Source organism: Methanolobus sp. WCC4, from assembly GCF_038022665.1.
Classification (GTDB): Archaea; Halobacteriota; Methanosarcinia; order Methanosarcinales; family Methanosarcinaceae; genus Methanolobus.
This window is the reverse complement of sequence record NZ_CP150629.1, coordinates 2,484,117-2,508,516: the sequence shown is the minus strand read 5'-3', so window position 1 is coordinate 2,508,516 and position 24,400 is coordinate 2,484,117. Positions and strand designations below refer to the sequence as shown.

General features: G+C 45.3%; 24 protein-coding genes and 1 tRNA gene. 9 read left to right on the top strand and 16 right to left on the bottom strand.

All coding sequences use genetic code 11. From position 1 onward, the window contains the following. Nucleotides 1-5: 5 nt before the first annotated feature. Nucleotides 6-1,760 carry a formylmethanofuran dehydrogenase subunit A gene (locus tag V7O63_RS11815; RefSeq protein ID WP_340818752.1) on the bottom strand — a complete coding sequence of 585 codons (1,755 nt, stop codon included), beginning with the start codon at nucleotides 1,758-1,760 and terminating at the stop codon, nucleotides 6-8. 2 nt (nucleotides 1,761-1,762) lie between these two features. Beyond that, complete coding sequence (locus V7O63_RS11810; protein ID WP_340818751.1) at nucleotides 1,763-2,782, bottom strand: 4Fe-4S binding protein; 1,020 nt, start codon at nucleotides 2,780-2,782, stop codon at nucleotides 1,763-1,765. A gap of 571 nt (nucleotides 2,783-3,353) precedes the next feature. On the opposite strand from V7O63_RS11810, the gene V7O63_RS11805 reads away from it, so the two are divergent. The 4 genes from V7O63_RS11805 to V7O63_RS11790 all read left to right on the top strand — a co-directional run bounded on the left by V7O63_RS11805 (nucleotide 3,354) and on the right by V7O63_RS11790 (nucleotide 5,688). Continuing rightward, a complete protein-coding gene (locus V7O63_RS11805; RefSeq protein WP_340818750.1) occupies nucleotides 3,354-3,896 on the top strand; it encodes a hypothetical protein in 543 nt (180 codons plus the stop codon). A 144-nt stretch (nucleotides 3,897-4,040) separates the two neighbouring features. Continuing rightward, nucleotides 4,041-4,904, top strand: coding sequence for a shikimate kinase (locus tag V7O63_RS11800; RefSeq protein WP_340818749.1), 864 nt, complete (start codon nucleotides 4,041-4,043; stop codon nucleotides 4,902-4,904). Nucleotides 4,905-5,002: 98 nt separating this feature from the next. Further along, entirely contained in the window at nucleotides 5,003-5,290 is a 288-nt protein-coding gene (locus tag V7O63_RS11795) for a chorismate mutase (RefSeq protein WP_340820842.1), read from the top strand. 8 nt (nucleotides 5,291-5,298) lie between these two features. Then, nucleotides 5,299-5,688 (top strand): AIR carboxylase family protein, encoded by a 390-nt coding sequence (locus V7O63_RS11790; protein WP_340818748.1) that lies wholly within the window; start codon nucleotides 5,299-5,301, stop codon nucleotides 5,686-5,688. Here V7O63_RS11790 and V7O63_RS11785 read toward each other — a convergent pair. Together V7O63_RS11785 and V7O63_RS11780 are read right to left on the bottom strand one after the other, a co-directional pair. Beyond that, nucleotides 5,682-6,512, bottom strand: coding sequence for a methanogen output domain 1-containing protein (locus tag V7O63_RS11785; RefSeq protein ID WP_340820841.1), 831 nt, complete (start codon nucleotides 6,510-6,512; stop codon nucleotides 5,682-5,684). The two genes, V7O63_RS11790 and V7O63_RS11785, sit on opposite strands and share 7 nt — an antisense overlap. A 232-nt stretch (nucleotides 6,513-6,744) precedes the next feature. Beyond that, nucleotides 6,745-7,542: an ATPase domain-containing protein gene (locus tag V7O63_RS11780; protein ID WP_340818747.1), complete on the bottom strand. Its 798-nt coding sequence runs from the start codon at nucleotides 7,540-7,542 to the stop codon at nucleotides 6,745-6,747. A gap of 414 nt (nucleotides 7,543-7,956) precedes the next feature. Here V7O63_RS11780 and V7O63_RS11775 point away from each other — a divergent pair, with 414 nt between their 5' ends. Continuing rightward, on the top strand, nucleotides 7,957-9,684 hold the full coding sequence (locus V7O63_RS11775; protein ID WP_340818746.1) for a 2-oxoacid:acceptor oxidoreductase subunit alpha: 1,728 nt from the start codon (nucleotides 7,957-7,959) through the stop codon (nucleotides 9,682-9,684). After that, entirely contained in the window at nucleotides 9,685-10,539 is an 855-nt protein-coding gene (locus V7O63_RS11770; protein WP_340818745.1) for a 2-oxoacid:ferredoxin oxidoreductase subunit beta, read from the top strand. It begins immediately after the preceding gene. A gap of 7 nt (nucleotides 10,540-10,546) precedes the next feature. On the opposite strand, the gene V7O63_RS11765 is transcribed toward V7O63_RS11770, so the two are convergent. From V7O63_RS11765 to thiD, 10 genes are all read right to left on the bottom strand, one after another. Further along, a complete protein-coding gene (locus V7O63_RS11765) occupies nucleotides 10,547-12,853 on the bottom strand; it encodes a PAS domain S-box protein (protein WP_340818744.1) in 2,307 nt (768 codons plus the stop codon). A gap of 143 nt (nucleotides 12,854-12,996) precedes the next feature. After that, nucleotides 12,997-13,590: a HemK2/MTQ2 family protein methyltransferase gene (locus tag V7O63_RS11760; protein WP_340818743.1), complete on the bottom strand. Its 594-nt coding sequence runs from the start codon at nucleotides 13,588-13,590 to the stop codon at nucleotides 12,997-12,999. A gap of 10 nt (nucleotides 13,591-13,600) precedes the next feature. Further along, nucleotides 13,601-14,410 carry a 16S rRNA (adenine(1518)-N(6)/adenine(1519)-N(6))-dimethyltransferase RsmA gene (rsmA, locus tag V7O63_RS11755; RefSeq protein ID WP_340818742.1) on the bottom strand — a complete coding sequence of 270 codons (810 nt, stop codon included), beginning with the start codon at nucleotides 14,408-14,410 and terminating at the stop codon, nucleotides 13,601-13,603. A gap of 14 nt (nucleotides 14,411-14,424) precedes the next feature. After that, a complete protein-coding gene (locus V7O63_RS11750; RefSeq protein ID WP_340818741.1) occupies nucleotides 14,425-15,021 on the bottom strand; it encodes a DUF655 domain-containing protein in 597 nt (198 codons plus the stop codon). Between the two features lie 90 nt (nucleotides 15,022-15,111). Further along, nucleotides 15,112-15,465: an RNA polymerase Rpb4 family protein gene (locus V7O63_RS11745; RefSeq protein ID WP_340818740.1), complete on the bottom strand. Its 354-nt coding sequence runs from the start codon at nucleotides 15,463-15,465 to the stop codon at nucleotides 15,112-15,114. Nucleotides 15,466-15,611: 146 nt separating this feature from the next. Next, nucleotides 15,612-15,905 (bottom strand): 50S ribosomal protein L21e, encoded by a 294-nt coding sequence (locus V7O63_RS11740; protein WP_340818739.1) that lies wholly within the window; start codon nucleotides 15,903-15,905, stop codon nucleotides 15,612-15,614. 76 nt (nucleotides 15,906-15,981) lie between these two features. Further along, nucleotides 15,982-17,274, bottom strand: coding sequence for a tRNA pseudouridine(54/55) synthase Pus10 (locus tag V7O63_RS11735; protein WP_340818738.1), 1,293 nt, complete (start codon nucleotides 17,272-17,274; stop codon nucleotides 15,982-15,984). 84 nt (nucleotides 17,275-17,358) lie between these two features. Beyond that, complete coding sequence (gene trmY, locus V7O63_RS11730) at nucleotides 17,359-17,955, bottom strand: tRNA (pseudouridine(54)-N(1))-methyltransferase TrmY (protein WP_340818737.1); 597 nt, start codon at nucleotides 17,953-17,955, stop codon at nucleotides 17,359-17,361. 86 nt (nucleotides 17,956-18,041) lie between these two features. After that, nucleotides 18,042-19,346 carry a DEAD/DEAH box helicase gene (locus V7O63_RS11725; RefSeq protein ID WP_340818736.1) on the bottom strand — a complete coding sequence of 435 codons (1,305 nt, stop codon included), beginning with the start codon at nucleotides 19,344-19,346 and terminating at the stop codon, nucleotides 18,042-18,044. An 88-nt stretch (nucleotides 19,347-19,434) separates the two neighbouring features. Beyond that, nucleotides 19,435-20,778 carry a bifunctional hydroxymethylpyrimidine kinase/phosphomethylpyrimidine kinase gene (thiD, locus tag V7O63_RS11720; protein WP_340818735.1) on the bottom strand — a complete coding sequence of 448 codons (1,344 nt, stop codon included), beginning with the start codon at nucleotides 20,776-20,778 and terminating at the stop codon, nucleotides 19,435-19,437. Between the two features lie 254 nt (nucleotides 20,779-21,032). On the opposite strand from thiD, the gene V7O63_RS11715 reads away from it, so the two are divergent. The 3 genes from V7O63_RS11715 to purF all read left to right on the top strand — a co-directional run bounded on the left by V7O63_RS11715 (nucleotide 21,033) and on the right by purF (nucleotide 23,019). Next, on the top strand, nucleotides 21,033-21,251 hold the full coding sequence (locus tag V7O63_RS11715) for an LSm family protein (RefSeq protein ID WP_340818734.1): 219 nt from the start codon (nucleotides 21,033-21,035) through the stop codon (nucleotides 21,249-21,251). A gap of 151 nt (nucleotides 21,252-21,402) precedes the next feature. Then, entirely contained in the window at nucleotides 21,403-21,573 is a 171-nt protein-coding gene (locus V7O63_RS11710) for a 50S ribosomal protein L37e (protein ID WP_319508150.1), read from the top strand. Nucleotides 21,574-21,603: 30 nt separating this feature from the next. Further along, complete coding sequence (gene purF / locus V7O63_RS11705; RefSeq protein ID WP_340818733.1) at nucleotides 21,604-23,019, top strand: amidophosphoribosyltransferase; 1,416 nt, start codon at nucleotides 21,604-21,606, stop codon at nucleotides 23,017-23,019. 369 nt (nucleotides 23,020-23,388) lie between these two features. On the opposite strand, the gene V7O63_RS11700 is transcribed toward purF, so the two are convergent. Together V7O63_RS11700 and V7O63_RS11695 are read right to left on the bottom strand one after the other, a co-directional pair. Beyond that, nucleotides 23,389-23,463: transfer RNA gene (locus tag V7O63_RS11700), tRNA-His, on the bottom strand. Between the two features lie 115 nt (nucleotides 23,464-23,578). Next, entirely contained in the window at nucleotides 23,579-24,355 is a 777-nt protein-coding gene (locus tag V7O63_RS11695; protein ID WP_340818732.1) for a sulfide-dependent adenosine diphosphate thiazole synthase, read from the bottom strand. Nucleotides 24,356-24,400 lie beyond the last annotated feature (45 nt).

Sequence of the window (24,400 nt, the reverse complement as noted above, 5' to 3'; positions counted from 1 at the left end):
TAGAATCACTTCTCCGCATTTACCTGGATAGGTGTTGGGTTTGCCAGGTACTTGTCAGGTGTTGGGTATCTTTCGAAACCAAGTGTGTAGTACTTGAACCACTTCTTGACATCCTTGAGCATGCTCTGTTCTGCTTCATCATCGACTGCGATGTCGGAGTAGAATGTGTTCTTCTCAGGGATCGCTACGATCTCACCCATCTGGGAGACGACCTCTCCTGCCTTGATGGTGTATGCAGCGTTCTCGAATCCTCTTATGATGCTCTCGTAGTCGTTGACCTCGAGGCTCTTTGGATCGATATCATAGATAGCGACGTCACCGTCAGCACCGATACCAAGGGTACCCTTCCTGTATGACATACCAATGGTCCTTGCAGGGTTTGCACGGGTGATGGTTGCGATCTCAAAGAGATCCATTTCCCTTGTCTCGCCACCGATACCTGATCTGTCCTGTGCCCACTTGTGGCATTCTTCAATGGTATCCTGTCTTGCCTTGTTGGACATGAGCCATGCAATTACCTGTGGGTACTTTGTGAATGGTCCACCATTTGGACTGTCGGTTGTCATGATGCTCTTCCATGCGTCCTTTACGTAGAGAAGTACCTCAAGACCCATTGCCCACTGTACACTGTGTACAGGGTTGCCCTTCAGGTATTCGAATGGGAGTACACCAGATCCACATTCACACTCTACATCTGTGTTGGACCACTTGTGGCCTGTAAGCATGTAGAGGTCGTGGATAGCAGGACCGTCACCGGTCATTACTGTTGCGTCACCGAATGGCACACAACCACTGTCCATTACGACGTGATCGACACTGTTGACATAGTCGGTGATTCCCTTAACACCGGACTCGAAGTCTCTCCATGATGTGCCGCCGAAAGCATTGAACTGGCAGTGTGTAAGGTAAACGGATTCATGCCTCTTTGCGTTCTTCTTTGTCTCTGCCCACTCGACGTCTGTGTTTGGCTTTGCCCTGACGTTCTTTGGTATCTTGAGTGAGTCCCTTGTGATCTCCCAGCATCCTGGGTGACCGAGGTTGTTTGCGTGCAGGTGCACTGGCATTGGGATACCGAGCTTCTCATTGAGCTCTGTGAGGGACTTTATGATATCTTCAGGTGTGATCTCGAAGTGGATGTTCTCCTGATCAAGTGCTCCTACGTTCTCTCCCCATCCCCAGTTCTCTACACCGGCAGGGTTGACACATTTGATACCGTAGGTCTTGTGGGTCCTCATCATCCATGAGATATATGCTGCTGCCTTGTCGAGATCTCCTTCCTTGAAGTATCTCATAAGGAACCAGTTGTTACCGAGTACAAGATATCCGCCCATGTCGAGCATAGGGGTTGAGCGCATTTCCTCGTGTGTGTGGCGTGCTTCCATTGGTGGGACAGCTGCCTCGAAGACGGTTGTGTATCCCATCTTTGAGTACTCGTATCCTCCAAGGTATACTGAAGGTACACTGTATCCACAGCCGGAGTGTGTAAGAGGGGTCTTCTTCTGGTAGTGTTTGTAGTGGTCCTCTGGCCTCATCATCCTACCGACGTTGACCTTTGCTCCTGCTACGTGGGAGTGTGAATCAACACCACCGGGCATAACTGTCTTGCCCTTTGCATCGATCTCCTTGACATCTTTCATGCCTGCGCCGGAAAGTTCTGTGACGACCTTTCCGTCCTGGATGAAAATGTCCATCATTTCGCCGTTAATGTCGTTGAGCGGATCGTAAACATAACCGTTCTTGATTGCAATAGTTCCTGCCATTTTTATACCTCTCTAGTCTCAAGTGTGATCGCACCTACAGGGCAGATCATAGCACATGCACCGTCAGAACCACAGAGGTCCTGGTCAACGACCTGTGCCACACCGTTCCTCACTTCAAGGATCTTCTTGGCATCCACTTCGTTCAGATATCCTGCTGCTACCTCTTCATCAGTTGCGTTCACCGGACAGACAATAACACAGTTACCGCATCCAAGACATGCATCTTCGTCGATGACAAGTGTGGATGTAAGTGTTGGTCTCTTCATCTCTGCATTGAGCAGTTTCTTCTCAAGGAGTGCCTTCTTCTCTACTTCAGGAACAATTGCTGTCTTTGTTACAGTGATAGCATCGACAGGACATGCCATGTCACATGCACCACAGTATATACATGCATCAGCACGCTGTGCTACCTTGTCAACTCTTTCGCCGGCTTCCCAGTCTGGGTTGAAAAGTGCATTACATGGACATGTGTCTACACAACTGCGGCATGCGGTACAGGTATCCTCATCCCTGAACCATGTACCTTCGAATGGTTTTTCGACACTGATGGCTTCAGCAGGGCATACCTCTGCACACCATCCACAGTGTATGCAACACTCGGTGTCGATCTTTGTCTCACCGTCTACAGTTGCACTTCCGTCATTTGCAAGCCACTGTTTCACTTCAATGCATCCCTGCGGACATATCTGTTCGCAAAGTCCACAGTGGACACAATTGTCATTGACGGTTGTGTCTTTAAGTGCAGAACTTATGTAACTGTTATCATTTACAGACTCACCGGCCTGTTTCATTTCGAGTGCACCTGTTGGACATGTCTTTGCACAGATTCCGCATACAATGCAGAGCTCTGTCTGGTTCTCAAGGAAATCTTTGTCTATGAGTCCTCTTGCCACGGCTCCCACTGAACCGATAACTAATGAACCTTTAGGACATGCCATTACGCACGTTCCACAACCGATACACTTCTCAGGAGTGTATTCCAGTTGCTTGTCGTCTTTTACTCCAAACACTACTTCGTTCATTTGATCTTCTCCGTAATCCTGCCTATGGATACAAATGCTTCCAGGTCGATGTCTTGTGAAAGATCGCAGCGGTTCTGCAGAATGTGTTGCAGATATCAGTTATAACTGAGGCCACTAAAGAACATTTACCGATCAAGCACCCTATGTTTGCGGGCATGAATACGCCTTTTTCAACAGATCCTTCCATCAGGCATCAGCCTTTCAGGATAGACTGCTATCAATCTTGATCCTCAATGATCGCGTCACTATATTCAAATTATCTTCGAGTCCCATGGACCAAAGAATTGTAATTATAGTGACACGTATTTGTTATAAAATTATCGTTTGAACCAGTTGCCGGTATTCGTATCTTTAAGGCAGATACTTTAGTTGGATAAGGTACTGTCAGGAATATCTTTTTTATAAAGACCCGGTATTTCGGTTAATTTATATACTAATACATACCCCACTATATATGGGGAATTATATTTGGGCTTTTGATTATCTGTATCAGTGCAGTATTATATGCAGTATTATATACAGTATGTATCTTCGGCCCTGATCCGCTTATTGCTAGTGAGGAGATGGGAATATGCCTTTGATGAGTATTATAGGATGTACTGAATTTGAAAAAGAGATAGTGGAGCTGCTGGCAGAGGACGGGACGATCGATCATCTTCTTGTAATGGAAGACCATGGTTCTGATAGTCTGTTATCCGATCTCGAGCAGATGGGTATAAAACCAAAAGTTCTTTTTCCGGAGACGATCCCGCCAGGTTTGAAGAAAAGCAAGGATTTCAATGTACTTGTGACAGTTCAGGATGTCAATACCTACAGGTCGCCACAGCATATGAAGAAGGAAACATATGAGAGGATCAAGTTCTATGGTCCCGTATCAAATGGTATCCTCATGTTCTATGGTTCATGTGAAGGTATACTGGATGATACACTAATGGATTTCAGGAACAGCAATTTCTTCCTTGAGCTCATGTCCGGTGAAAATGACAGATATCTGGAAAAGGTGAACAATTGTATGGATGGTAGTGAAAAGCTGCATTCTCCTGAGCTGATCAAGAAATATCGGAATTGCTACAACAGACTAAAGGATCTGATATTATCTCCAAAAGCTAATTGAATTTCATCATAATAGGTTATTTCCTATTCTCATTCTTTTAAACATTATTCTTTAATAGTATATAGTACTGGTATGGGTAAGTATAAAGGTCTACAGTAAGGTTTGCAGCCTTTTGCGGACCCAGAAATCTAAAGGGATATCTCAATGGTCTTAAAGGGAAGTGCCTATGCACTTGGTGCAGGTACAGTTATCAATGCAATAGCCACATGGAAGGGTGCGGCTTTTGGGATCGATCTGAAAACATTCGCAGATGTAGAACTCAGCGAAGATGTATCTGGTATAAGTGGTCTCATTGAAGGCATACCTGATGCCGATACCACTCTGATAGAGAACTCTGTCTCCTATGTGCTCGATCATTTCGGTGTTGAGATGGGGGGAACGGTCACTACAAGATCTGAAGTTCCACTTGCAAGCGGCCTTAAAAGCAGCAGTGCTGCAGCCAATGCATCCGTACTTGCAACACTTTCGGCTATAGGCGAGGAACTCGACCCCTTCGAATCTGTGAAGATAGGCGTTCAGGCTGCTCTTGATGCAGGCGTGACCATAACAGGAGCTCTTGATGATGCCTGTGCCTCTTTCTACGGAGGCTTCGTTGTAACGGATAATAAGGGAATGAAGCTCCTTAAAAGAACGGAACAGGAGTACAATGTGCTGATATTTGCCCCTGATGAGAGGTCTTTCAGCTCCGGTACGGATGTCTCACGCTCAAGGCTCATAGCTCCATGGGTGGACATTGCCTATGAACTTTCCATGCAGGGTGAGTATGAGAAAGCAATGACACAGAACGGTTTCCTGTATTGCAGTGCCCTTGGTTTCGATACCGAGTTCCTGATGCGTGCGCTGGAACTGGGAGTAACGGGAGTCACACTTTCGGGCACAGGCCCTTCATATGTTGCACTTGTCAATGAACAACAGGCAGGTGAGCTGGAGGATGCATGGAATGACCTTGGTATAAGCGGAAATGTGATAAGTACCCGGGTAGATAATAACGGTGCTGGCATAATATGATATTCATCTGATCCGTCATAATTGAATGGATCTTAATATAAAGCATAAAATGGCCTGTATACATAATTATATAGCTCATAGAAATGCACGAGGAACACATGTCCACTATCAATGAAGTACGTCAGGAAATTGAACTGATCGATAGCGAGATCATGCAGCTTATTCATAAAAGGGTTGGTATGGCTGCGAAGGTACTGGAGGCCAAGAAGAAAGAGGAGATCAGCATTAATGATCCTTCTCAGAATTCGGTGGTACTTGATCGTGCAGCAGATGCTGCTGTAGAAATGAACCTTGATATCTCTGCCGTGAAAGAGATATTCAAGATACTGATCGAAATGAATATAGAACGTCAACATGAATTACGTGGTGAAGGAAATCTTCCTTAGGAGGTAAAATGGTAGATATTGCAATAGTAATGGGCTCGGAATCAGACCGTGCGATAGCGAACAGGGTAACAGGTGTGCTTGATGGTACCGATTATTCTTATGACGTACAGGTCATCTCCGCTCACAGGGACCCTGAAAAACTTGAAGAGTATGTTGCCAGGGATGAAGCAAAAGTATACATTGCCATAGCAGGTCTCTCTGCTGCGCTGCCGGGTGTCATAGCATCAAAGACAAAGAAACCGGTCATAGGAGTACCTGTAAGTGCAAAGATGATGGGCCTTGATGCTCTTCTTTCAACAGCACAGATGCCTCCAGGTGTACCGGTGGCAAGTGTGGGCGTTGACAATGGTGCCAACGCAGCTCATCTCGCAATAAGGATACTGGATCTGATTCAGTAATCCATCTTATTCAATTGGAATACGCACTGCTCGTCTCCATTACCCATGGTCTCGAGCACGTCAACTTCCATATCCTGTCCATAGATGTCCAGTATTCTGGCAAATATCCCTCGTGAAAGGGTACAGAGTATCGGGTTCATCTGGGCTTCTTCTTTTCCCCATGGGCAGGTGTGTCCCTGTATCGTACAAATGGTGTTGCCATCGGGTTTTGTCTCTGTTTCGAACTCTGCTCCAAGCTGGTTTATTATCTGGCAGCAGATATCGCCCACGCACTCAACACCAACGATGTCACTCTCAGGGTCAGTATTCTCAAGAATAGACTCCACTACCATATCGATCATCTGGTGTATGACGACACTTTTCTGCTCTGGAGGCAGTGTTTTAAGCAGAGCAGGGATTATCTGTGTGAGCACGGACCTGATCTTGTTCTGCAGCCCCAGTTTGTCCCTCTCGGCCATAAGGTCATAATGCATCTTCTTCAGTTTAAGCAATGAGTTTATGCGTGTGAGCAGTTCCATCTTGTTCACTGGTTTTGTGAGGAACTCATCAGCACCAGCCTCTATTCCGGCTATCCAGTCATCCCTTCCGGAAAGTGCAGTGACCATTATCACAGGAATGAACTGTGTTGCAGGGTCTGCCTTTAATTGTTCGCATACCTGATACCCATTGATGTCCGGCATCATTACATCAAGAAGTATCACGTCCGGTCTTTCTTCAGGGACAAGCTGAAGTGCCTCATTTCCATTGGTAGCACTGACAACAGCGTATTTATCTTCAAGATATGCTTTAAGTAATTCGATGTTCATTATCTCATCATCGACGATGAGGATCTTGTGATCAGTAGCAGTTGTAATGGTAAAAACTCCTTTGTACCTCGTTATTTCGTTTTTTATGCTGGATGGTGAAGACTAATTGATAGTTTAATTATATATTATTTTTTTTATTATATATATGTGATGGCATTACTGTCTACCCTCTTTCCACTTTCTATATCCAGAGCTTCTGCTATGGGTAAACAACGACAATTGAAAAAATATCGGAATCTGATCTCGCAGATCAGATCTCTACAATCTTGGCCTTGGAGCCTTTCAGGGTTATACCTGCAGAAGTTATGTCGAATACATTGATATCAAGTGATATTTTCGTACTCCGCATCTTTGGTATGCTGAGGAACCTTTCATTCTTACCTGTGTAAGGGTTCTCCTTTACCATGAGCTTTACTGAACCATAGGTCGAATAGTCTGCTATCTTGTGTGTCATCTCATAGGCAGCTTCATCCATTATGTAGAGCGTGCTCGTCTCCTGCTTTGCCAGTAATCTGTTAATAGTGTCGAACTTGTCCCTGAATTCCTTTGGTTTAAGTCCAAATGAAAGGACTCCTATGTTGTCGATCACAGCTACTTCTGTCCCTTCGGGTATGAGTCTCACAAGATCGATGAGGTCTATTTCCTCTATGTTGAAACCTTCCTGGTCCGGTCTGATGTATTTGTCCAGGTGCGCTTCCTCTATAATATCTATTTCCGTATCGCTGAAGTCATCAACAATGCGGGCTTCTCTGGCAATAGCCCTTGTCCTGAACTCTATTACCTGTTTGATCTGCAGCAGTCCTTTCTCAATAAATGAATCAAGACCCAGCCCCAACATAGCTGCTTGTGCAAGCAGGTCCTCAGGACTTTCCTCAGTTGCGACCATTACGCACTTTTTACCATCCATGCATGACTTATGCAGAAAATGTAATCCGAATATGGTCTTGCCAGCACCCGGAACTCCGGTGATAAGTATACCTTTTCCTTTCGGGTAACCACCACTGATCTTCTTGTCCAGATTCGCTATTCCTGTTGGCATTCTTTCCATTATATCACGCTTTCCATCTTAGTATCTACCTATCTATTTCCGCCAATTTATATAATATTATTGATAATATATTATATAAACATATTCTTAATTCAATATTATTCCTTCATCCTTATTGTGCTCACTTTTGTGTCCTCTTTTGAGTCTGTTTCAACGTTCTTCTATTGCCTGATCATGTATGATCATTGTGATCCTCAAAAACTGTGACTCTTACTATAAACGTCTTGATGGCTGGGAATTATCGCCAATGACTGCGAATAATATTTATAGCTTCACTCCAAAAAAAGATAGGGGGATTGGATTGTCGGTGCAGGCAATTGGCTATTTATGCGGGACAGGTAAGGATGGGACTTCTCTATTGATCAGCATCTGTTATCGGTTACTGTAGTTATTGAAATAAAAGGGAGTATGATCATGAACATCGATCTAAATCTTAAAATAGGGGGTGCAGCAGGTCAGGGCCTGCAGACCACCGGTATGACTCTTTCAAAAACGTTAAAGAAAAGCGGTTTCCATGTATTTGCCACGCAGTACTATCTTTCAAGGGTACGTGGTGGACACAATACTTTCCAGATACGTATAAGTGATTCTCCTGTATATGCAATGACAGAGAGTGTGGACCTGCTTCTGGCTCTTGATGCAGCTTCCATAGAACAGCATATGGCAGAAGTGACCGATGGTGTCGTTGTTGTTGATAAGGATGTCATCGAAGTAAAAGAGGATCAAAACTCGGTCTTCCATGTTCCTATGCTTAAGATAGCCAGAGATGTGTGCGGGGATAAGATATATTCCAATTCTGTATCTCTGGGTGCTGTGATCGGCCTTCTCTGCCTGGAGATGTCCGATCTGGAAACTATCCTGAAGCTCTCTTTCAGGAAAAAAGGTGAGGAGATCATACAGAAGAATATAGCTGCAGCACGTGCAGGCTATGATCATGTAAAAGAGAACTATCCCGGTGGCTGTAAGTTCGCTGTGAGCGAACCTGATCAAAAGGATGATCTGATGCTTATCAATGGTAACGAGGCGGTGGGACTTGGTGCACTTGCAGCAGGTGTACAGTTCCTTGCAGCCTATCCAATGACCCCTTCTACAGGTGTTATGACCTATGTTGCAGCAAATGCTGACAGGTTCAATGTGGTGGTGGAGCAGGCGGAGGATGAGATCGCAGCACTTAATATGGTCCTTGGGGCATCCTTTGCAGGTGCACGTTCAATGACAACAACATCAGGTGGTGGTTTTGCCCTGATGACAGAAGCACTTGGACTCGCCAGTATCACAGAGACCCCTGCTGTTATCTTCCTGTGCCAGCGTCCTGGCCCTGCTACAGGTCTGCCCACTATGACAGAACAGGGCGATCTCCAGTTCGTCCTCAATGCTGCTCAGGGAGAGTTCCCCCGGTGTATCCTGGCACCCGGAACTCCTGAGGAGTGCTTCTATCTCACGGCAGAGGCATTCAATATTGCAGACCGGTATCACATCCCTGTGTTTGTCATGAGTGACCAGTATCTTGCAGATTCGCTTTTCACCCTTCCGAGATTCGATGCATCCAGGGTGGAGGTGGAGAGGCATCTCCTGACCGATCAGGAACTCAGGACCAAGAATGAGGAGTACAGACGTTATAAGATAACCCCGGTTGGAATATCACCACGTGCTCTTCCGGGACAAGTTGGTACGGTTGTGGTTGCGGATAGTGATGAACATGATGAATTCGGTCACATAAACGAGGATCCTGATAACCGTATAAAGATGAATGACAAACGCATGAAGAAACTGGAGGTCCTTCGGGAGGAGATGCCGGCCCCGAAGATATATGGCAGGCCAGACGCTTCCATTACCCTTATCGGATGGGGGTCCACCTTCGGTCCTCTTGCAGAGGTGGTGGATATCCTGAATGAGAAAGGCAGGTCAGTGAACCTTGTCCATTTTACCCATATCCATCCATTACCTGCAGAAGAAGCAAGAAACTCACTTTCAAAGGCGAAGAAGACCATCTGTGTTGAGAACAATTCCACCGGTCAGTTCGCACGTATGCTGAAGGTGGATGCAGGTATCGATGTAACAGGACATGTGCTTCGTTATGATGGAAAGCCCTTCAGTCCTGAGTTCATAATCAATGCCCTGAAGGAAAAGGAGGTGATCTGAATGGTCAGCATAGAGGATTATGGTAAATATGAAACAGCATGGTGTCCGGGATGTGGCAATTTCGGTATACTCAAGGCCATAAAGCAGGCACTTGTCAATCTTGGAAAGGAGCCCCACGAAGTGCTGATCGCTTCCGGTATAGGACAGTCCAGTAAACTTCCTCATTATCTCAAATGTAATGCATTCAATGGCCTGCATGGACGTTCATTACCTCCTGCAACAGGTGCCAAGGTTGCCAACCATGAACTTACGGTACTTGCGGTCACTGGTGACGGGGACTGTTATGGTGAAGGAGGAAACCACTTCCTGCACACTGTCAGGAGGAATCCCGATATAACAATGATAGTGCACGATAACCAGATCTATGGTCTTACCAAGGGTCAGGCATCGCCCACCAGTGAGATCGGCATGAAGACGAAAGTGCAGACTCATGGTGTGTTCAACATGCCACTCAATCCTCTGTCATTGGCTATATCCCTTGACTGTTCTTTTGTGAGCCGTGGATATGCGGGTAACATCCCACACCTGACATCACTTATAGAAAAGGCGATACAGCACAAAGGCCTATCTCTTGTGGATGTACTCCAGCCATGTGTCTCCTTTAACAAGCTGAATACCTTCAACTGGTATTCTGAAAGGGTGTACGAGATGGAGGACACAGGCTATGAGCTGAATGACCGTGTGAAGGCATTTGAGAGGTCCCTTGAATGGGGTGACAGGATCCCGCTGGGCGTGTTCTATGTGAATGACAAACCAAGTTTTGAGGAACATCAGGAAGTGCTACAGTCTGGTCCACTATACAGGAATAAACCTGAAAAAGAAAAGATCGATCCGCTTATCGATAGCTTCATCTGACCTTTCTTTAGTTCATACGTCCAACAGGTAATGTGAAGGTGAATGTGCTGCCCTTTCCAGCCTCACTTTCCACTTCTATTGTTCCATCATGGAGTTCTATCATCTTTTTTACAATAGATAGTCCAAGTCCGGTTCCCTGATATTTTCTTGCAGTAGATGAATCTGCCTGGTAGAATGGAGTGAAAAGTCTCTCCTGTTCTTTTTCAGACATCCCTATGCCGGTATCAGCAACTGAGACTTTCAGAGTACCATTGTCAGTTTCTGCTTTTATGTACACATTTCCATTATCGTGGGTGAACTTTATGGCATTACTCATAAGGTTGTAGAGTATCTGTTTGAACCGGACCTTATCCGCATATATGTTTATGTCCTCTGATATCAGGAAATCTATATCTATCTCTTTCTTATCTGCAAGCGGGGCTATTATGTTGTACACGTTCTTCATGACATGATTGACACTGAATCTTTCATAGTGCAGTTCCATTTTGCCTGCTTCAACCTTTGAAAGGTCAAGGATGTCATTTATGAGGTCAAGAAGGTGCTTTCCACTTGTATGGACATGCTTTGCAAATTTCTGCTGTTTGGTTGTCAGGCTGCCAAAGTTCTCTTCCTGAAGCATTTGTGAATAACCTATGATGGCATTCAGCGGTGTTCTGAGTTCATGGCTCATGGTCGCAAGGAACTCGCTCTTTGTGCGGCTTGCCTCTTCAGCTTCCATCTTTGACCTGACTATTTCTTCCTCTGCCTTTTTCCTTTGAGTTATATTCTCAAAGCTCATTATGACCTTTTCACTATCAAGGGTGTTGGTGTAAGCAGTAGAGGCCTGCATGTGCAACTTCACTTGTGAACCATCAGGTCGTTGCAAGGTATAGATGCCCTCTCTTTTATAGATGTTCTTTTTTGTTGCAAGCGTTTCCAGCTCCATATTACGGAACAAACAAGAGATGCATTCATCATTGGCTCCACATCCATCTCCATAGGATGCATTTGAACAGGAAAATACTTCTCCGGCCTTCTTGCCTATCGCTGTTTCCGGATTGATATTTTGTATTCGCATGCATGCCTGGTTCATCTTTTCAATGATCCCATTTCCATCCAGTAATATTATGGGTATTGGCGCAAGATCAAAGATGCCATCGAGTATCTGGGATTGCCTCTCCAGTTCTTTTGCACGTTCTCTACGTTCACTGATATCACGACTGATCCCCAGGAAGAATTTAAGATTTCCTTCATCATTGAGGACCGGATTGATGTGCAGTTCTGTCCACACGGTAGAACCATCTTTGCATGGCTGCTCAACTTCCATCTTTTGCGGAATGTCTGGTATAACTCCCTTTCTGAATCTCATGAAGAAACTTGCCCATGTCTCTTTTACCAATTTGGCGGATTCGGGAGTGAATCTCTCTTCCATGGTTTCATGCTTTATTTCCTCCGGGGTGTATCCTCTCAACTTTTTGAGTGAAGGGCTTACATAAAGTACTTCTCCATTCGTACCAAGTACCCATATCACATCGTTCGCATTTTCAGCAATAAGGCGGAACATCTCGTCCCGTTCTTTTAATTCATTCTCTACCTCTTTTTTCTCAGTGATATCATGCATTGTTCCGGTAAAGTACCTGAAATTCTTATCTTCATCAAAAACAGGGTTGATCGTCAATTCTACCCATAAGGTTGAACCATCTTTGTGGATTATCTCCATATCGAATACAGGGGGTCTCACAGCTTCGCCAGTTTTTAGCTTGCTGCAGAAAGTGCCTATTAGTCCTGATATAAAGGTGAATGTGTCTTCAGTTACAAGTTCTTTCAGGTCTCTGTTGAACACATCTTCCTGCGTAAAACCTGAGAGTTTTTCAATGGAAGGACTTACATAAAGGATCTTTCCGGTAGGTCCCATTGAGAATAGCACGTCTTTAATGCTATCGTTAAGCAACTGGTAGTTCCACTCACATATCTTTGCAGAGCTTGCAGCTTTTTTGAGACTATATTTCAGCTCATTTCTGGTATATGGTTCTTTAATGTAACATACCATTTCCATGCTGGCTATTCTGTCGTATGAACATTTCTCAGGACTGGACAAGATGAACAGTATCGGTGACCTGTTATCTGCAGCAATTCTCATAGCATCTTCTACTATGTTATCTGTATCGGTTTCAATCCTGCAGACGAAAATACCTGGATCTTCAAGGTCATGTCTCTCAGCATGACTTTCCTGATCGATGTCATATACTATGACCTTTCCATAGATGTCCTCAAGTTCGTTTTTAATCTTAAGGGAATTGTTTTTGTTGTTTTTGAGGAGGACTGGTTCTTTCATGTATGATCCTCAAATTAATTATGGGCTATACAATATGTTCAACAAGTGAACACCAATATAATATATTATTATCGTATTTAAATATATTATCTATATACCTTTATCCTATTTGACTCAGGATCAGATAGAGTACCAATTCATGCTTATTTAATTGGCCTGCCTTCTACAACTACAAGTTTTTCAAAAGAGCATTTTTTTGAGGCTATCACATGTGCATTGAAATTATGGACCTCCATCTCTGAAATGACCTCATCTATGCCTGTAAGTGATGAGATCAATAGCAGAACGACTCCATCAGGTTGCAGATGGTCAGCTACCTGTTCCATGAACGGCCCAATATCCTTGCGCCCGTCCACACCGCCATCAAATGCATAGTTCAACCATCCAGGCACTTTCTCATCTTCAGAGGTTGGAAGATATGGTGGATTGAATATGATCACATCGAACTGCTTTCCGGCTTTAAGCCCGGAGAACATGTCCGTCCTGATAACATCGACCCTGTTGGACCTTGCACAGTTCGCAGCCAGTGGGCTGATCTCGGTTGCAATGAGCCTGATGTCCCGATTGGCCTTGAGGACCGCAGATACGAAACCACTGCCTGTTCCTATCTCAAGGACTGCCATGCCGTCCTTCACAATCTCAAGAGCTGTATCTGCAAGAAGGTACGAATCCTCTGCAGGGTCATAGACCTGTTCTGCAAGACGTACCTTTGCATTCCTGTATTCGATCGTTACCATGTCAGAAAGGTCATTTATCCCTGTGCCTGATAAGCATGTTGGCAAGCTGCGCTAATTGCTCAGGCTCAAGGTTCTCAGGTCTTTTATCAAGCATATCCTGCGGAAGTTCATTTATGAACTCTTTCATGTCATCGATGCCCAGTAGTTGTTTGTTCCTGATGAGTGAGTTCCTGACCTTCTTGCGTCTCTGTCCGAAGGCAGCGGTCACAAGGTCAAGGAAGTATTTCTCATCCAGGACTTCGAAATCTGCCGGCCGGGGTCTGATCTCAACCACTGCTGACAGGACCTCGGGAGGTGGTGAGAAAGCTCCTCGTGGGATCTTCATTATCAGTGAGGTATCTGCAAAATAGTGTGCGTTCACAGAAAGACGGCTGTAGTCCTTTGAATTGGCATGGGCCACAAGTCTCTGTGCGAACTCGTACTGGTACATGAGTATTCCAAGTTCGAACTTGTATCTGAATAATTTGAAGGTTATCTCTGAAGATATGGAATATGGCAGGTTGGAGACAACTTTGTCAAATGGCGGGAAGTCAACTTTAAGTACATCTCCCTGGATCAGGGTGAGCTTGTCAGTGTCGCCGAAACGGTCTATGAGGACCTCTACAAGTTCAGGGTCCCTTTCAATGGCGACTACGTGGCCCGCTTTTGCCATAAGCCGCTCGGTAAGGTTGCCGATACCTGCTCCTATTTCAAGTATGGTCTCGTTTGGCTTGATGTCGGCAGCATCCACTATTCTGTCAAGGATGCGTTCGTCTATCAAAAAATGCTGGTCATGGTATCCGCCGCGGATACCATATTTCCTTAATATGTCATAAACCAAAGGATGAACACCTTTTAGTGGCTACGGGGACGACGTGGGGGTGTGGTGAAAAGTCTGTACTTGATATTGTCATCCTTCATCTCGTCGATAATCCTGTTCACGACGAGCTTTTCAGGTGAATGTACTCCACCGACCCTTTCATGAAGCTCTTCAAGTGTCTGGAACTTCCCTTTCTTCCTTTCATCGATGATCGCCCACATGAGCTTCTTTCCAATTCCAGGAAGCAGCTCAAGCATGTGAAGCCTGTTGGTTATCGGGTGTGCATCATTGAAGAACTGGACGAACCTTTCTTCATGATGTTTTACAATAGTCCCGAGAATGAATGGTAGTTCAAGCTGTGCACCGTGGCTGAGATCATTATAACCTATACGGTGCTTGACATGGTCGACAAGGTCCCTGTCACCATCTCCGATGTATACTCTGGACTGGATATCCGGTACCTTCCCTTCCTTGGGTACAAGTTCCATCAGGACAAAGTGCTTATCACCGATTCCCTGTACAAGAGGTTTCTTTTGATAAGAAGGCCTTTTATCATCAGTACTTCCATATGGAAGATAATCCAGGATCCATGCAAACTCTTCCTTCTCAGGTGGTTTTCCCCTCGCTGTCATATGCTCGTTCCCTCCGGTATCATACCTAATGCTACTTATGCAAGTTCTCTCGAATTAAAAAAGGGATGTATCGAATATAAATCTAATCCATTAATCCATTGCTTCTTCAACAAGGTCAAGCATCTGGTCGAGTTCTTCGTCTGTAAGGGTAAATCTCTCTTTTGCGTAGAGTGATCTGAGCTCGTCCCTGCTCTGTGGCATGACATCAGCTACTCTGATGGCGATCTCAGGTTTCATCTTTTCAAGCTCAAGGAGTTTGTTAACAAGTTCCCTTGCTTTCTCAGGGGTTGTCTTTGAGAACATCTCTGCATGGTTGATAGCTTTCTTTAGTTCATATCCAAGCTCTTCCTCGTCTTTGAGACGCTCTTCCATTATCTCGTGCAACATACCCTTGACTTCAGGCAGGGTTAACAACTCTTCACTCAGAACTTCTTTTACTATCATTGGTATACACTCTGTGCATTATTTGATTTTCGCCATTATGTGCTGGCATGGATAAATAGTGTTGTATATTCCGTTAAATACACGCAGTAAAGATATATCTAACGATAAATAAAGGTAATCCAGGTCACAGGACCTGAACTATGTACTCAGTACTTCTGTGGTTTCAGGTGCTGTGGAAGGGATATGATCTCTTTCATAGCTTTTCCGTCCCTTATCTCGAGGACAAAGGCACGTCCGCGCTGTCCGGTTACCTTACCGGTCTTGCCCTGGAACCTTGCGTGTGGCATTCCTTTCTGGATGCTTGGGTCGATGTCGATGTGGACCATCTGACCGTTGTCGAACTCCTGGATCGCCTTGCTGATAGGTGAGAGTCCTCTTTCTCTTGAAGTCTTCTTCAACTTGTATCTTGTACCGTGTTTTTCACCGTGTGATGTTGCCATGATTATTTTCCTCCATTGATCGGGTAGTTAGTTTGATATGTAAATGTTCTAATTTGGATCATTATGATGTTCTGACTCATATGTCGACTTTCACTACATTGAGTTCAGCCACTGTAGCCTGTATTCCCAGTTTTCCTGTGAGACTTGGCTCAGTTCTTCCATCGTCCCCTGACGTAAGTTCCTTGACATACAGGCCGCCATCACAGTGAACTTCTATAATGGCATACTCATCTGTTTTCTCAATGAGTTGCATATCATGGACATTTCGTTTTCGGACAAGATCTGCCCGCCTGTGCGCTACACGCTGCGGGGTCCTTTGATGTATCTGTGCTCCGATAAGGGAGTCTATAGCATCTTTGAGTTTATCCGTGGAAACAGGCTCTTTGAATGTAACTTTAAGGTTATAAACTTTATCCGCCTTTGAGGACTTCAGGGTCTCAATTACTGCCTTCTCCACGATCTTAAGTCCTTCAACCTCTACCTTTCCATCGGCGAAATCGTTGATCTTCTTTTCCAGTTCCCATACATCCACACTGCGGATGGTCGGGTTGACCGCCTCGACAACGAAAGGCCTTCCCGTTCCAAGCATCAGAGCATCTATATCCTCGCGCCCTGCACCGTGGAACTTCGTATCCGTTCCATTTGCTGCCTTTACGACCTCTGCACCTATCAGTTCATCAACGGATTCGGGGTATTGCTTCCCGGTGTTATCACATTGTTCACAACCCCTGCCGCCGCAACCGCGACATGGCCATCTGGTCTGTGGGATGCCCCTGACAAGTTTCCTGTATCTTCCCTGGATATAAAGTGATTTGACCTGCACGCTTGTCGATCCTTCTGCAATGTCCAGCGTCACCAGGATGTCAGGTCTTTCAAAAGCCACCTCTTTTCCCGTACGTGCTGCTATGAGCTTACCGACCTCGCGATTCATCTCGGTCTTGAACTGCTCTGCATGCGTGATCCCGCATTCGCTCCAGAGTATCTCTTCGTTCTCGCCTATAAGACCACTCACTTTTGTGCCTACGAGGAATGTCGAATATTCTCTGTCACCTATGCTCTCTACGGCCCTGTCCGCCCAGATATCAAGGTTTTCGAAGATTCCGAGGCATACCCAGCATTTCTCGTCCTCATTCTCTATCTTCAGGCTCCTTCGGGCGTAAGGGCTGCTATTTGCCAGTCCTTCAAGCAGTGACTCATCACCGCTCTCTTTGAAAAGAGCGTCTCCTTCCATGACAAGGCTCAGTTTGATGGCCTGTCCTCTTTCAACATTGGTAAGGCCGGTGGATAACTTGGCAAACTGCCTGCCCATACAATGGTCGCAGATGGGTCCTTCTTCAATTATCTTCTTAGCGGTTTCAAGTATGCTCATAGGATCACTTTATCTATATCTCGGTTTCTCATCTCTCCGGGTGGTCTGCAACAGATGGGTACTATATAATATAACCTTTTTTAGTTATGCTTCTTTCCTGTCCAGTTCATTATGTATAATTATCATACAGTGGTCCGAATGAAGTGATATTGGGCCGATGTTGAGTGTCTGTTTCGCAACACCATCGATTATCTCCTCTTCCTCTTCCGTGACTCCCATGTGGTCTCCAAGGACGAACACTGCATCCGTTCCGAGGCCTTCGTATTCACGTATGTCCTTTCCATCTTCCCTCAGGTAATAGATGTCCCTTCCTGCCTCTTTGAACTCATTAAGAAGAGTGTCAAGCCCGCCACGGCGTACATATACTCCCGGTGTTGACTGGCTCTCATATTCGATCGCATCTTTTGCAAGCGCTTTCTTTATCAGTGACCCGCTGCTTCTCTCATCAGGGTTGAGGTACTTCAGTTTCTCTCCGTTGAATCTTACTATCTTTCCCGGGTCAGGTTCTCCCAGCAGTACAAGATGGACATTGACATCACGTCTCATGCCATGTGAAAGGAAAAGTGCGGAATTGATGCACCTGCACAGTATATCCATCCTTCCGGCAGAACCGGGCAGGTCGTTAAGTGAAAAATCACCAGTTGTCAATGCTTTATGTCCGATAATAACGAAATCTTTCATTCAGTTTCCTCTGTAAGTGTAAGTACAAGTGTTAGGTATTAAGTAAATGTAACTGTCAAATACTTCTATAAGCGGTTCACACTAAGTTATCTCTCTTTCCTGAGTATCATCTTTGCAAGTGCGGCAGCTATCTGGCGATAGTTCATGTCGTCGCCCGCAATTCCTGCCACAAACTCATCGTATTTATCCAGATGTCCGCGTCTGATCATCATCCTGATATCATCCGCGATGCGTTCTTCTTTTATCCTTTCAATATCCCTGTTGCTGGGGGTCTCTCTTTTGATGATCTCTGTTCCTGTTATCCCGCTTATATCATTAAGTTTCTCGATCTGTTTTCCTGATACGAACGTATAGGCAAGTCCGGGTCTGCCAGCTCTGGCGGTCCTTCCTATCCTGTGGACATAGGTCTCGGATTCCTGCGGAAGGTCGTAGTTCAATACCACTTCTATGTTATCGACATCTATGCCCCTTGCGGCCACATCTGTTGCTACGAGGATACCTATATCCTCATTTTTGAACCTGTCCATCCTGCGCTCTCTTTTATTTTGCTTGATGTCGCCGTGAAGCGCATCTGCAGGATAGCCCCATGAACCTAACTTGATGACCAGTTTGTCAACGGTCTTCTTGGTATTGCAGAAAACAAGTGCTGACTTGATGTTCTCAGCTTCTATTAACCTTTTAAGTGCTTCCGGTTTAGCATTGTCCTTTACTTCGAAGTAATACTGCTTCACTTTTGGGGCGGTCAGTTCCTTCCTGGTAACTTTCACATGTTCCGGTTCCTTCTGGTACTGTTCGGTAAGCTGGAGTATGGGTTCCGGCATAGTGGCTGAAAAGAGCAATGTCTGCCGTCCATCAGGGATTGCATTGAGTATCTTCTCTATATCCTCCCTGAATCCCATATTCAGCATCTCATCTGCTTCATCGAGCACAACGATCCCTATGTCATCGGTCTGCATGGTCTCTCTTTCAAGATGGTCGATGATCCTTCCCGGTGTGCCTGTTACTATCTGTACTCCTGATCTGAGGTCATTGATCTGTGAACCGATCGAGGCTCCTCCGTATATGGATGCGATCCTCATTTCGGGGATGTACTTTGCAAGCTTGGTGAGCTCTTCCGACACCTGATCGGCAAGCTCTCTGGTGGGGCATATGACAAGCGCCTGCAGTTTCTTCTTTTCAGGATCAAGAAGTTCTATGAGCGGGATCCCGAATGCTGCGGTCTTCCCTGTACCTGTCTGTGCCTGTCCGATGATGTCCTTGCCTTCTAAAATGTCCGGGATACATTTCTGCTGGATCTCAGTAGCTTCCCTGAAACCCATTTCCTTAATGCTTTTCCTTATCTCCTTTGAGAGATAAGGTCCCCTGAATATCTCTGATACCTTCGTTTCCATGATGATCTTCACTCTTTATCGAACCTGATATTATGCAGACTCCGGAGTGCTGTTCCGGTCTACTATAATGTTGCTCTTGATATTGTTATTATTCTTCCCTAAGTGCAGAATAGTTCTCAGCGATCCCGATGGCTGATGTTGCAACCTCTGTGGCGGTGTGACCCATGACCCTTATCATGGCTTCCTTTCCTGTTCCGCCTTTGTCATAGATGATGTCCGGCACACTTCCATGCCTTTCAATTGCATCTGTTGTTCCCCAGTCCATTGTGTGTGTATCTACCGGTTCTTCCTCTCTGGAGAAGGATGCTACACTGAGGTCCATTTTCCTGCATATCTCCACAAGTTCTTCCGAGTACCTGATGTTAACACAGGCTCTGCAGGCTGGGTCATGTTTCATTGCAGTAAGTATTATGCGGGCTACATGGCTGCTCGCACCGAACTCGATATCTCCGACAACCTGTGCCTTTCCTTTAGACCTTACTATCCTTCCTGTAACTGCAGCAACCTCTGTTGTAAATCGGGCATCAGGGGTTGCCATGGCAATATTACATCCGACCTCAGGTATGAGGTATGCCATGTCCCTGCATTCTCTGAGGGTGTCCACTGCCTCTTTGACATTCTTCAGGACTGTATATCTTCCGGAATCATTCAATAGACGTGCTAACTGGTTGACCGGTCCGACCCCTTTTCCAACAGGTACGCTTCCTTCTATTGCTTCGACGACAAATTCCTTTGTCATTTTCGCAGCTTCATCGATTTCGTAGCCCTGTGCAAGGTATGATGTAAGTGCAGACGAATATGTGCACCCTGATCCGTGTGTCCCTCCTTTCACAAAGCTTCCGGGGATCAGTGTGTATGTGTTATTCTGTTTGTTATATATCAGGTCTGTAGCATCCAGGTGTCCGCCGGTGACAATGACTATGTTGACCCCTGTCTGGCTGATGATCCTTGCAGCCGTCTTTGCTTCTTCGATGTTGGTTATCTGTATGCCGGAGAGGATACTGGCTTCATTGATGTTCGGTGTCACAACATGGCTCAGGGGAAGCAATTCTTCTTTCAGAGTTGTTATTGCATCCTTTCGTAGCAGGTCTCCTCCTGCCTCGGCAGCCATGACTGGATCGACCACCAGTTTCAGGTCATATTCCTTCACGATACCTGCAACAGTCGATATTATCTCGGATGATGAGAGCATTCCTGACTTGGCCCAATGAATGTTCATGTCCCTGCAAACCGCATCTGCCTGGCTGCGTATAACTTCACAGGGGATGTCATAGGCACTTAAGACACCTGTTGTGTTCTGCGATGTGACCGAAGTTATCGTACATGCTGGGTGAAGTCCCAGGGAGGATATTGTCTTGATATCTGCCTCAATTCCGGCTCCTCCTCCTGAGTCTGATCCTGCTATTGTTAATATGACCGGTATTTTGCTCATGTCTTTACTCCTGCTGGTCCTCTTCACTTGTGAGGGAGCCCTTAAATGTCTTGTATCTTATATACTAGTTGGTTAGCAGGGTCTATATATGTTTGTGACTCTGCCTATTATCCGTCAGAATATTGCTGCGTACGATAGTTTTATATATTGAATATGCGACATTGGAGCATCGCAATATGTATAAGTAAATAAACAAATTTACAAGCTACTATCGCGTATGATTATTTGGATTTATTTAAATGAGGGCGACTAAAATGGGAAACAGACCTCTTGATATATTGAACGATGCTTTGAACACACCTGTAATTGTGAGACTTAAAGGCGCAAGGGAATTCCGTGGTAAACTTCAGGGATATGATGTCCACATGAACCTTGTACTTGATGATGCAGAGGAACTTAAGGAAGGAGAGACAGTGAGGAAACTGGGTAGTGTTGTTATCAGAGGTGACAACGTAGTATACGTTTCCCCGTGAAACGAACGTAACCTATAAGAACTAATAGCCATATGAAGGGTAATCTCCAGGCTGTAATTATTTGATTATCTTAATTATTGGCTTTGGCTACAACTTATACGGTAATTATATACTGATCGACCAGATCTCAAACTTATAAAGGTGATTATAAATGTCAAAAGGTACTCCCTCAATGGGTAAAAGACAGAAGCGCACGCACGTGAAATGCAGGCGCTGCGGTAGTGTTTCACTCAACATCCATACAAAACAGTGCACATCATGCGGCTTTGGAAAGACCCCACGCATGAGAAGCTACAAGTGGCAGGCAAAGTGCAAGTACTAAGAAGTTAAGTCTTTTTGATCAGGGATACAAATGCGCGAAGAATGCGGTGTTGCAGGGGTTGTGCAGTTCAGGGAAGAAACGCACCCAGTACCTTCTGCGCTTCGCATCTATTATGCATTGTATGCCTTACAGCATCGTGGTCAGGAATCTGCAGGAATAACTGTCCATGATGGCAGGCAGCCCCAGACCCTCAAGGGTATGGGTCTTGTGCCTGAGGTATTCGATAAGGATGACCTTGTTTCCCTTAAAGGGGACGTTGGTATAGGTCATGTACGCTATTCTACTTCTGGTGATTCAAGGATCGAGAACTGCCAGCCTTTCATTGTGAAATATAAGAGCGGCAATGTAGCACTTGCTCACAACGGGAACCTTGTCAATGGACTGGACCTCAGGGACCAGCTAGAGGCCGAAGGTCATGTCTTTGTTGCTAATTCCGATACAGAGGTAATTGCGCATCTGCTTGTAAAGGAACTTCTCAAGCACGAACCTGTAGAGGCTATTCGCAATGTGATGAAGCAGCTTAATGGTTCCTATTCTCTTGTCATAATGATAGATGACCTGTTAATGACTGTAAGGGACCCACTTGGATTCAAGCCATTATGTTTCGGTACTATCGACTCTGGTTATGCTGTAGCCTCAGAGAGTGTGGCCATTGATACTCTCAATGGTAAGTTGCTCAGGGATGTCAAGCCGGGTGAACTTATTATTTTCAGGGATGGCGAGGTTGAATCACACCAGCTCTTTGATGAGAAATGTGGCGCACACTGCGTATTCGAATATGTTTATTTTGCACGTCCTGATTCTATAATCGACGGACAACTTGTCTACAGGGTCCGCGAGCGCATAGGTGAGAAACTGGCAGAGGAACATCCGGTGGATGCGGATATGGTCTCTCCGGTGCCTGACTCAGGTATCACTTCTGCGATCGGCTATTCCAAGGGCTCGAATATAGACTATGAAGAAAGTCTCATGAAGAACCGTTATATCGGACGTACTTTCATTCTTCCGGGCCAGGCTATGCGTGAAACTGCTGTGCGCCTGAAGATGAATACCATCAATGAGAATATCAAGGGCAACAGGGTTGTCCTGATCGATGATAGTATCGTAAGGGGTACAACTTCCCGTCGTATTATCGATATGGTTCGCAATGCCGGTGCAAAAGAGGTCCACGCACGTATCGGAAGTCCGCCGATCGTGGCACCATGTTATCTTGGTATTGACATGGCTTCCAGGGATGAACTGATAGCCGCTCATAAGACTATCAAGGGTGTCGAGGCTGTGATCAATGCAGATTCACTGGGCTACCTGAGTGTCGATGGTCTCGTAGAGGCTATAGGCATAGAAAGGGATGACCTTTGTGTAGGATGTCTTACGGGTGCTTATCCTGTGGAGATCCCTGGTGAGAGTATCTGTCAGAGAAGACAGTTGAAGTTACATGAATTCTAATATTTGATATGGATGATCATTCCGGTATCATCTCTTATCCTTCACTTCAATACTTTATCTCTTCTATTTTCACACGGTATGTTCTGAACGCCGGTTTTTTCCTGATACTATATCGCTTATATAGAAGTGACATCATAATCTCATTATATTGCTAGAGTTAGCAATGTTTTAGTAGGGACGTACCACCCTTACTAAGCCCCGTGGGGGTGGGGTTAATTCATAACATCTATCTAAAGAACGCAATGATAAGTGGAATTGCTGTTTGGTGTTTTTGCAGTGTTTAGTCTGGACCCTCAGGATCTCCTATGCAACACTTCAAGTATGCAACATTGTGGTCAATACTTATGGTTAATAAAAAAGTATGTTGAATGGGGCCGGGATCGAGAATCGAACTCGAATCGTAGCCTCCACAGGGCTACAGGATAACCGCTACCCTACCCCGGCTCGAAGTAGGTGCTTTCCTTGAAAGCACCCTATAGATGTCAGTCTCTTAGATAAAGCTTTTCCTTAGAAAATGCTGTTTTACGGCATCATCTGGCTTCGTTCTTTATAGGTTATTTTATTTTTGTAACTTCTCAATGGCAAGTTCAGCAGCTTTTTTGCCGGAGAGCATCATGCCGCCAAATACAGGTCCCATTCTCGGTGCACCTGCCACTGCATTTGCAGCCATGCCGGTGACTATGAGTCCGGGGTAGACTTCCTTTGTTGTTTCCATGAGGATCTTCTCTCCGACATCTGCCCACATTGGTTTCTCACCAATGACATCAAGATCCATTTCTGTTCCTGGTATCTTGCGCTGGACAGTGCTGCATACTCCTGCATCATGGCCGGTTCCGTCAATGACCACCTTTGCACGAATCGCCAGCGGGTCTACATGGAGGCGCATCATTGATACCGCTCCCCAGTTGATGACAAGTCCGCAAACAGTGTCGTTCTCCCTTATCATAACGTCTTCAACATCAATGAGGTTGAATATCTCGGTACCTGCATCAGTAGCACCACTGATGAGCTTTCCTACAGATTCCACTGAACTTGCAACATAGTATCCTTTTTCATACTCGTGGTAATTGATCCCAAAATCATCGAGGATGTGCTTTGCATCTTCCTGTACTACTATGCGAGGGAACATCATTCCTCCGCCCCACATTCCTCCTCCTATGGAGAGCTTCTTCTCAAAAAGAACGGTTTTCAGTCCGGCTTCACCAAGATACTTAGCAGCAACCAGGTTTGCAGGTCCTCCTCCAACAAGGGCCACATCAACCTCGATGTAATCCATAAAGACCTTTGAGAATTCGTCAACTATAGCCCGTGTAATGATAGTTTCATCAAGTTCCATTTTAATTCCTCATCAATATTGATGTTAAATGGTCTGATAAGAACG

Coding starts and splice junctions, on each gene's coding strand:
- V7O63_RS11795 (WP_340820842.1), top strand. CDS start 5,003: ATGTCCACTATCAATGAAGTACGTCAGGAAATTGAACTGATCGATAGC.
- V7O63_RS11745 (WP_340818740.1), bottom strand. CDS start 15,465: ATGATAGTAAAAGAAGTTCTGAGTGAAGAGTTGTTAACCCTGCCTGAA.
- V7O63_RS11735 (WP_340818738.1), bottom strand. CDS start 17,274: ATGAGCATACTTGAAACCGCTAAGAAGATAATTGAAGAAGGACCCATC.
- V7O63_RS11765 (WP_340818744.1), bottom strand. CDS start 12,853: ATGAAAGAACCAGTCCTCCTCAAAAACAACAAAAACAATTCCCTTAAG.
- V7O63_RS11790 (WP_340818748.1), top strand. CDS start 5,299: ATGGTAGATATTGCAATAGTAATGGGCTCGGAATCAGACCGTGCGATA.
- V7O63_RS11810 (WP_340818751.1), bottom strand. CDS start 2,782: ATGAACGAAGTAGTGTTTGGAGTAAAAGACGACAAGCAACTGGAATAC.
- V7O63_RS11780 (WP_340818747.1), bottom strand. CDS start 7,542: ATGGAAAGAATGCCAACAGGAATAGCGAATCTGGACAAGAAGATCAGT.
- purF (WP_340818733.1), top strand. CDS start 21,604: ATGCGCGAAGAATGCGGTGTTGCAGGGGTTGTGCAGTTCAGGGAAGAA.
- V7O63_RS11695 (WP_340818732.1), bottom strand. CDS start 24,355: ATGGAACTTGATGAAACTATCATTACACGGGCTATAGTTGACGAATTC.
- V7O63_RS11770 (WP_340818745.1), top strand. CDS start 9,685: ATGGTCAGCATAGAGGATTATGGTAAATATGAAACAGCATGGTGTCCG.
- V7O63_RS11725 (WP_340818736.1), bottom strand. CDS start 19,346: ATGGAAACGAAGGTATCAGAGATATTCAGGGGACCTTATCTCTCAAAG.
- V7O63_RS11815 (WP_340818752.1), bottom strand. CDS start 1,760: ATGGCAGGAACTATTGCAATCAAGAACGGTTATGTTTACGATCCGCTC.
- V7O63_RS11805 (WP_340818750.1), top strand. CDS start 3,354: ATGCCTTTGATGAGTATTATAGGATGTACTGAATTTGAAAAAGAGATA.
- V7O63_RS11750 (WP_340818741.1), bottom strand. CDS start 15,021: ATGACAGCGAGGGGAAAACCACCTGAGAAGGAAGAGTTTGCATGGATC.
- V7O63_RS11760 (WP_340818743.1), bottom strand. CDS start 13,590: ATGGTAACGATCGAATACAGGAATGCAAAGGTACGTCTTGCAGAACAG.
- V7O63_RS11775 (WP_340818746.1), top strand. CDS start 7,957: ATGAACATCGATCTAAATCTTAAAATAGGGGGTGCAGCAGGTCAGGGC.
- thiD (WP_340818735.1), bottom strand. CDS start 20,778: ATGAGCAAAATACCGGTCATATTAACAATAGCAGGATCAGACTCAGGA.
- trmY (WP_340818737.1), bottom strand. CDS start 17,955: ATGAAAGATTTCGTTATTATCGGACATAAAGCATTGACAACTGGTGAT.
- V7O63_RS11740 (WP_340818739.1), bottom strand. CDS start 15,905: ATGGCAACATCACACGGTGAAAAACACGGTACAAGATACAAGTTGAAG.
- V7O63_RS11715 (WP_340818734.1), top strand. CDS start 21,033: ATGGGAAACAGACCTCTTGATATATTGAACGATGCTTTGAACACACCT.
- V7O63_RS11800 (WP_340818749.1), top strand. CDS start 4,041: ATGGTCTTAAAGGGAAGTGCCTATGCACTTGGTGCAGGTACAGTTATC.
- V7O63_RS11710 (WP_319508150.1), top strand. CDS start 21,403: ATGTCAAAAGGTACTCCCTCAATGGGTAAAAGACAGAAGCGCACGCAC.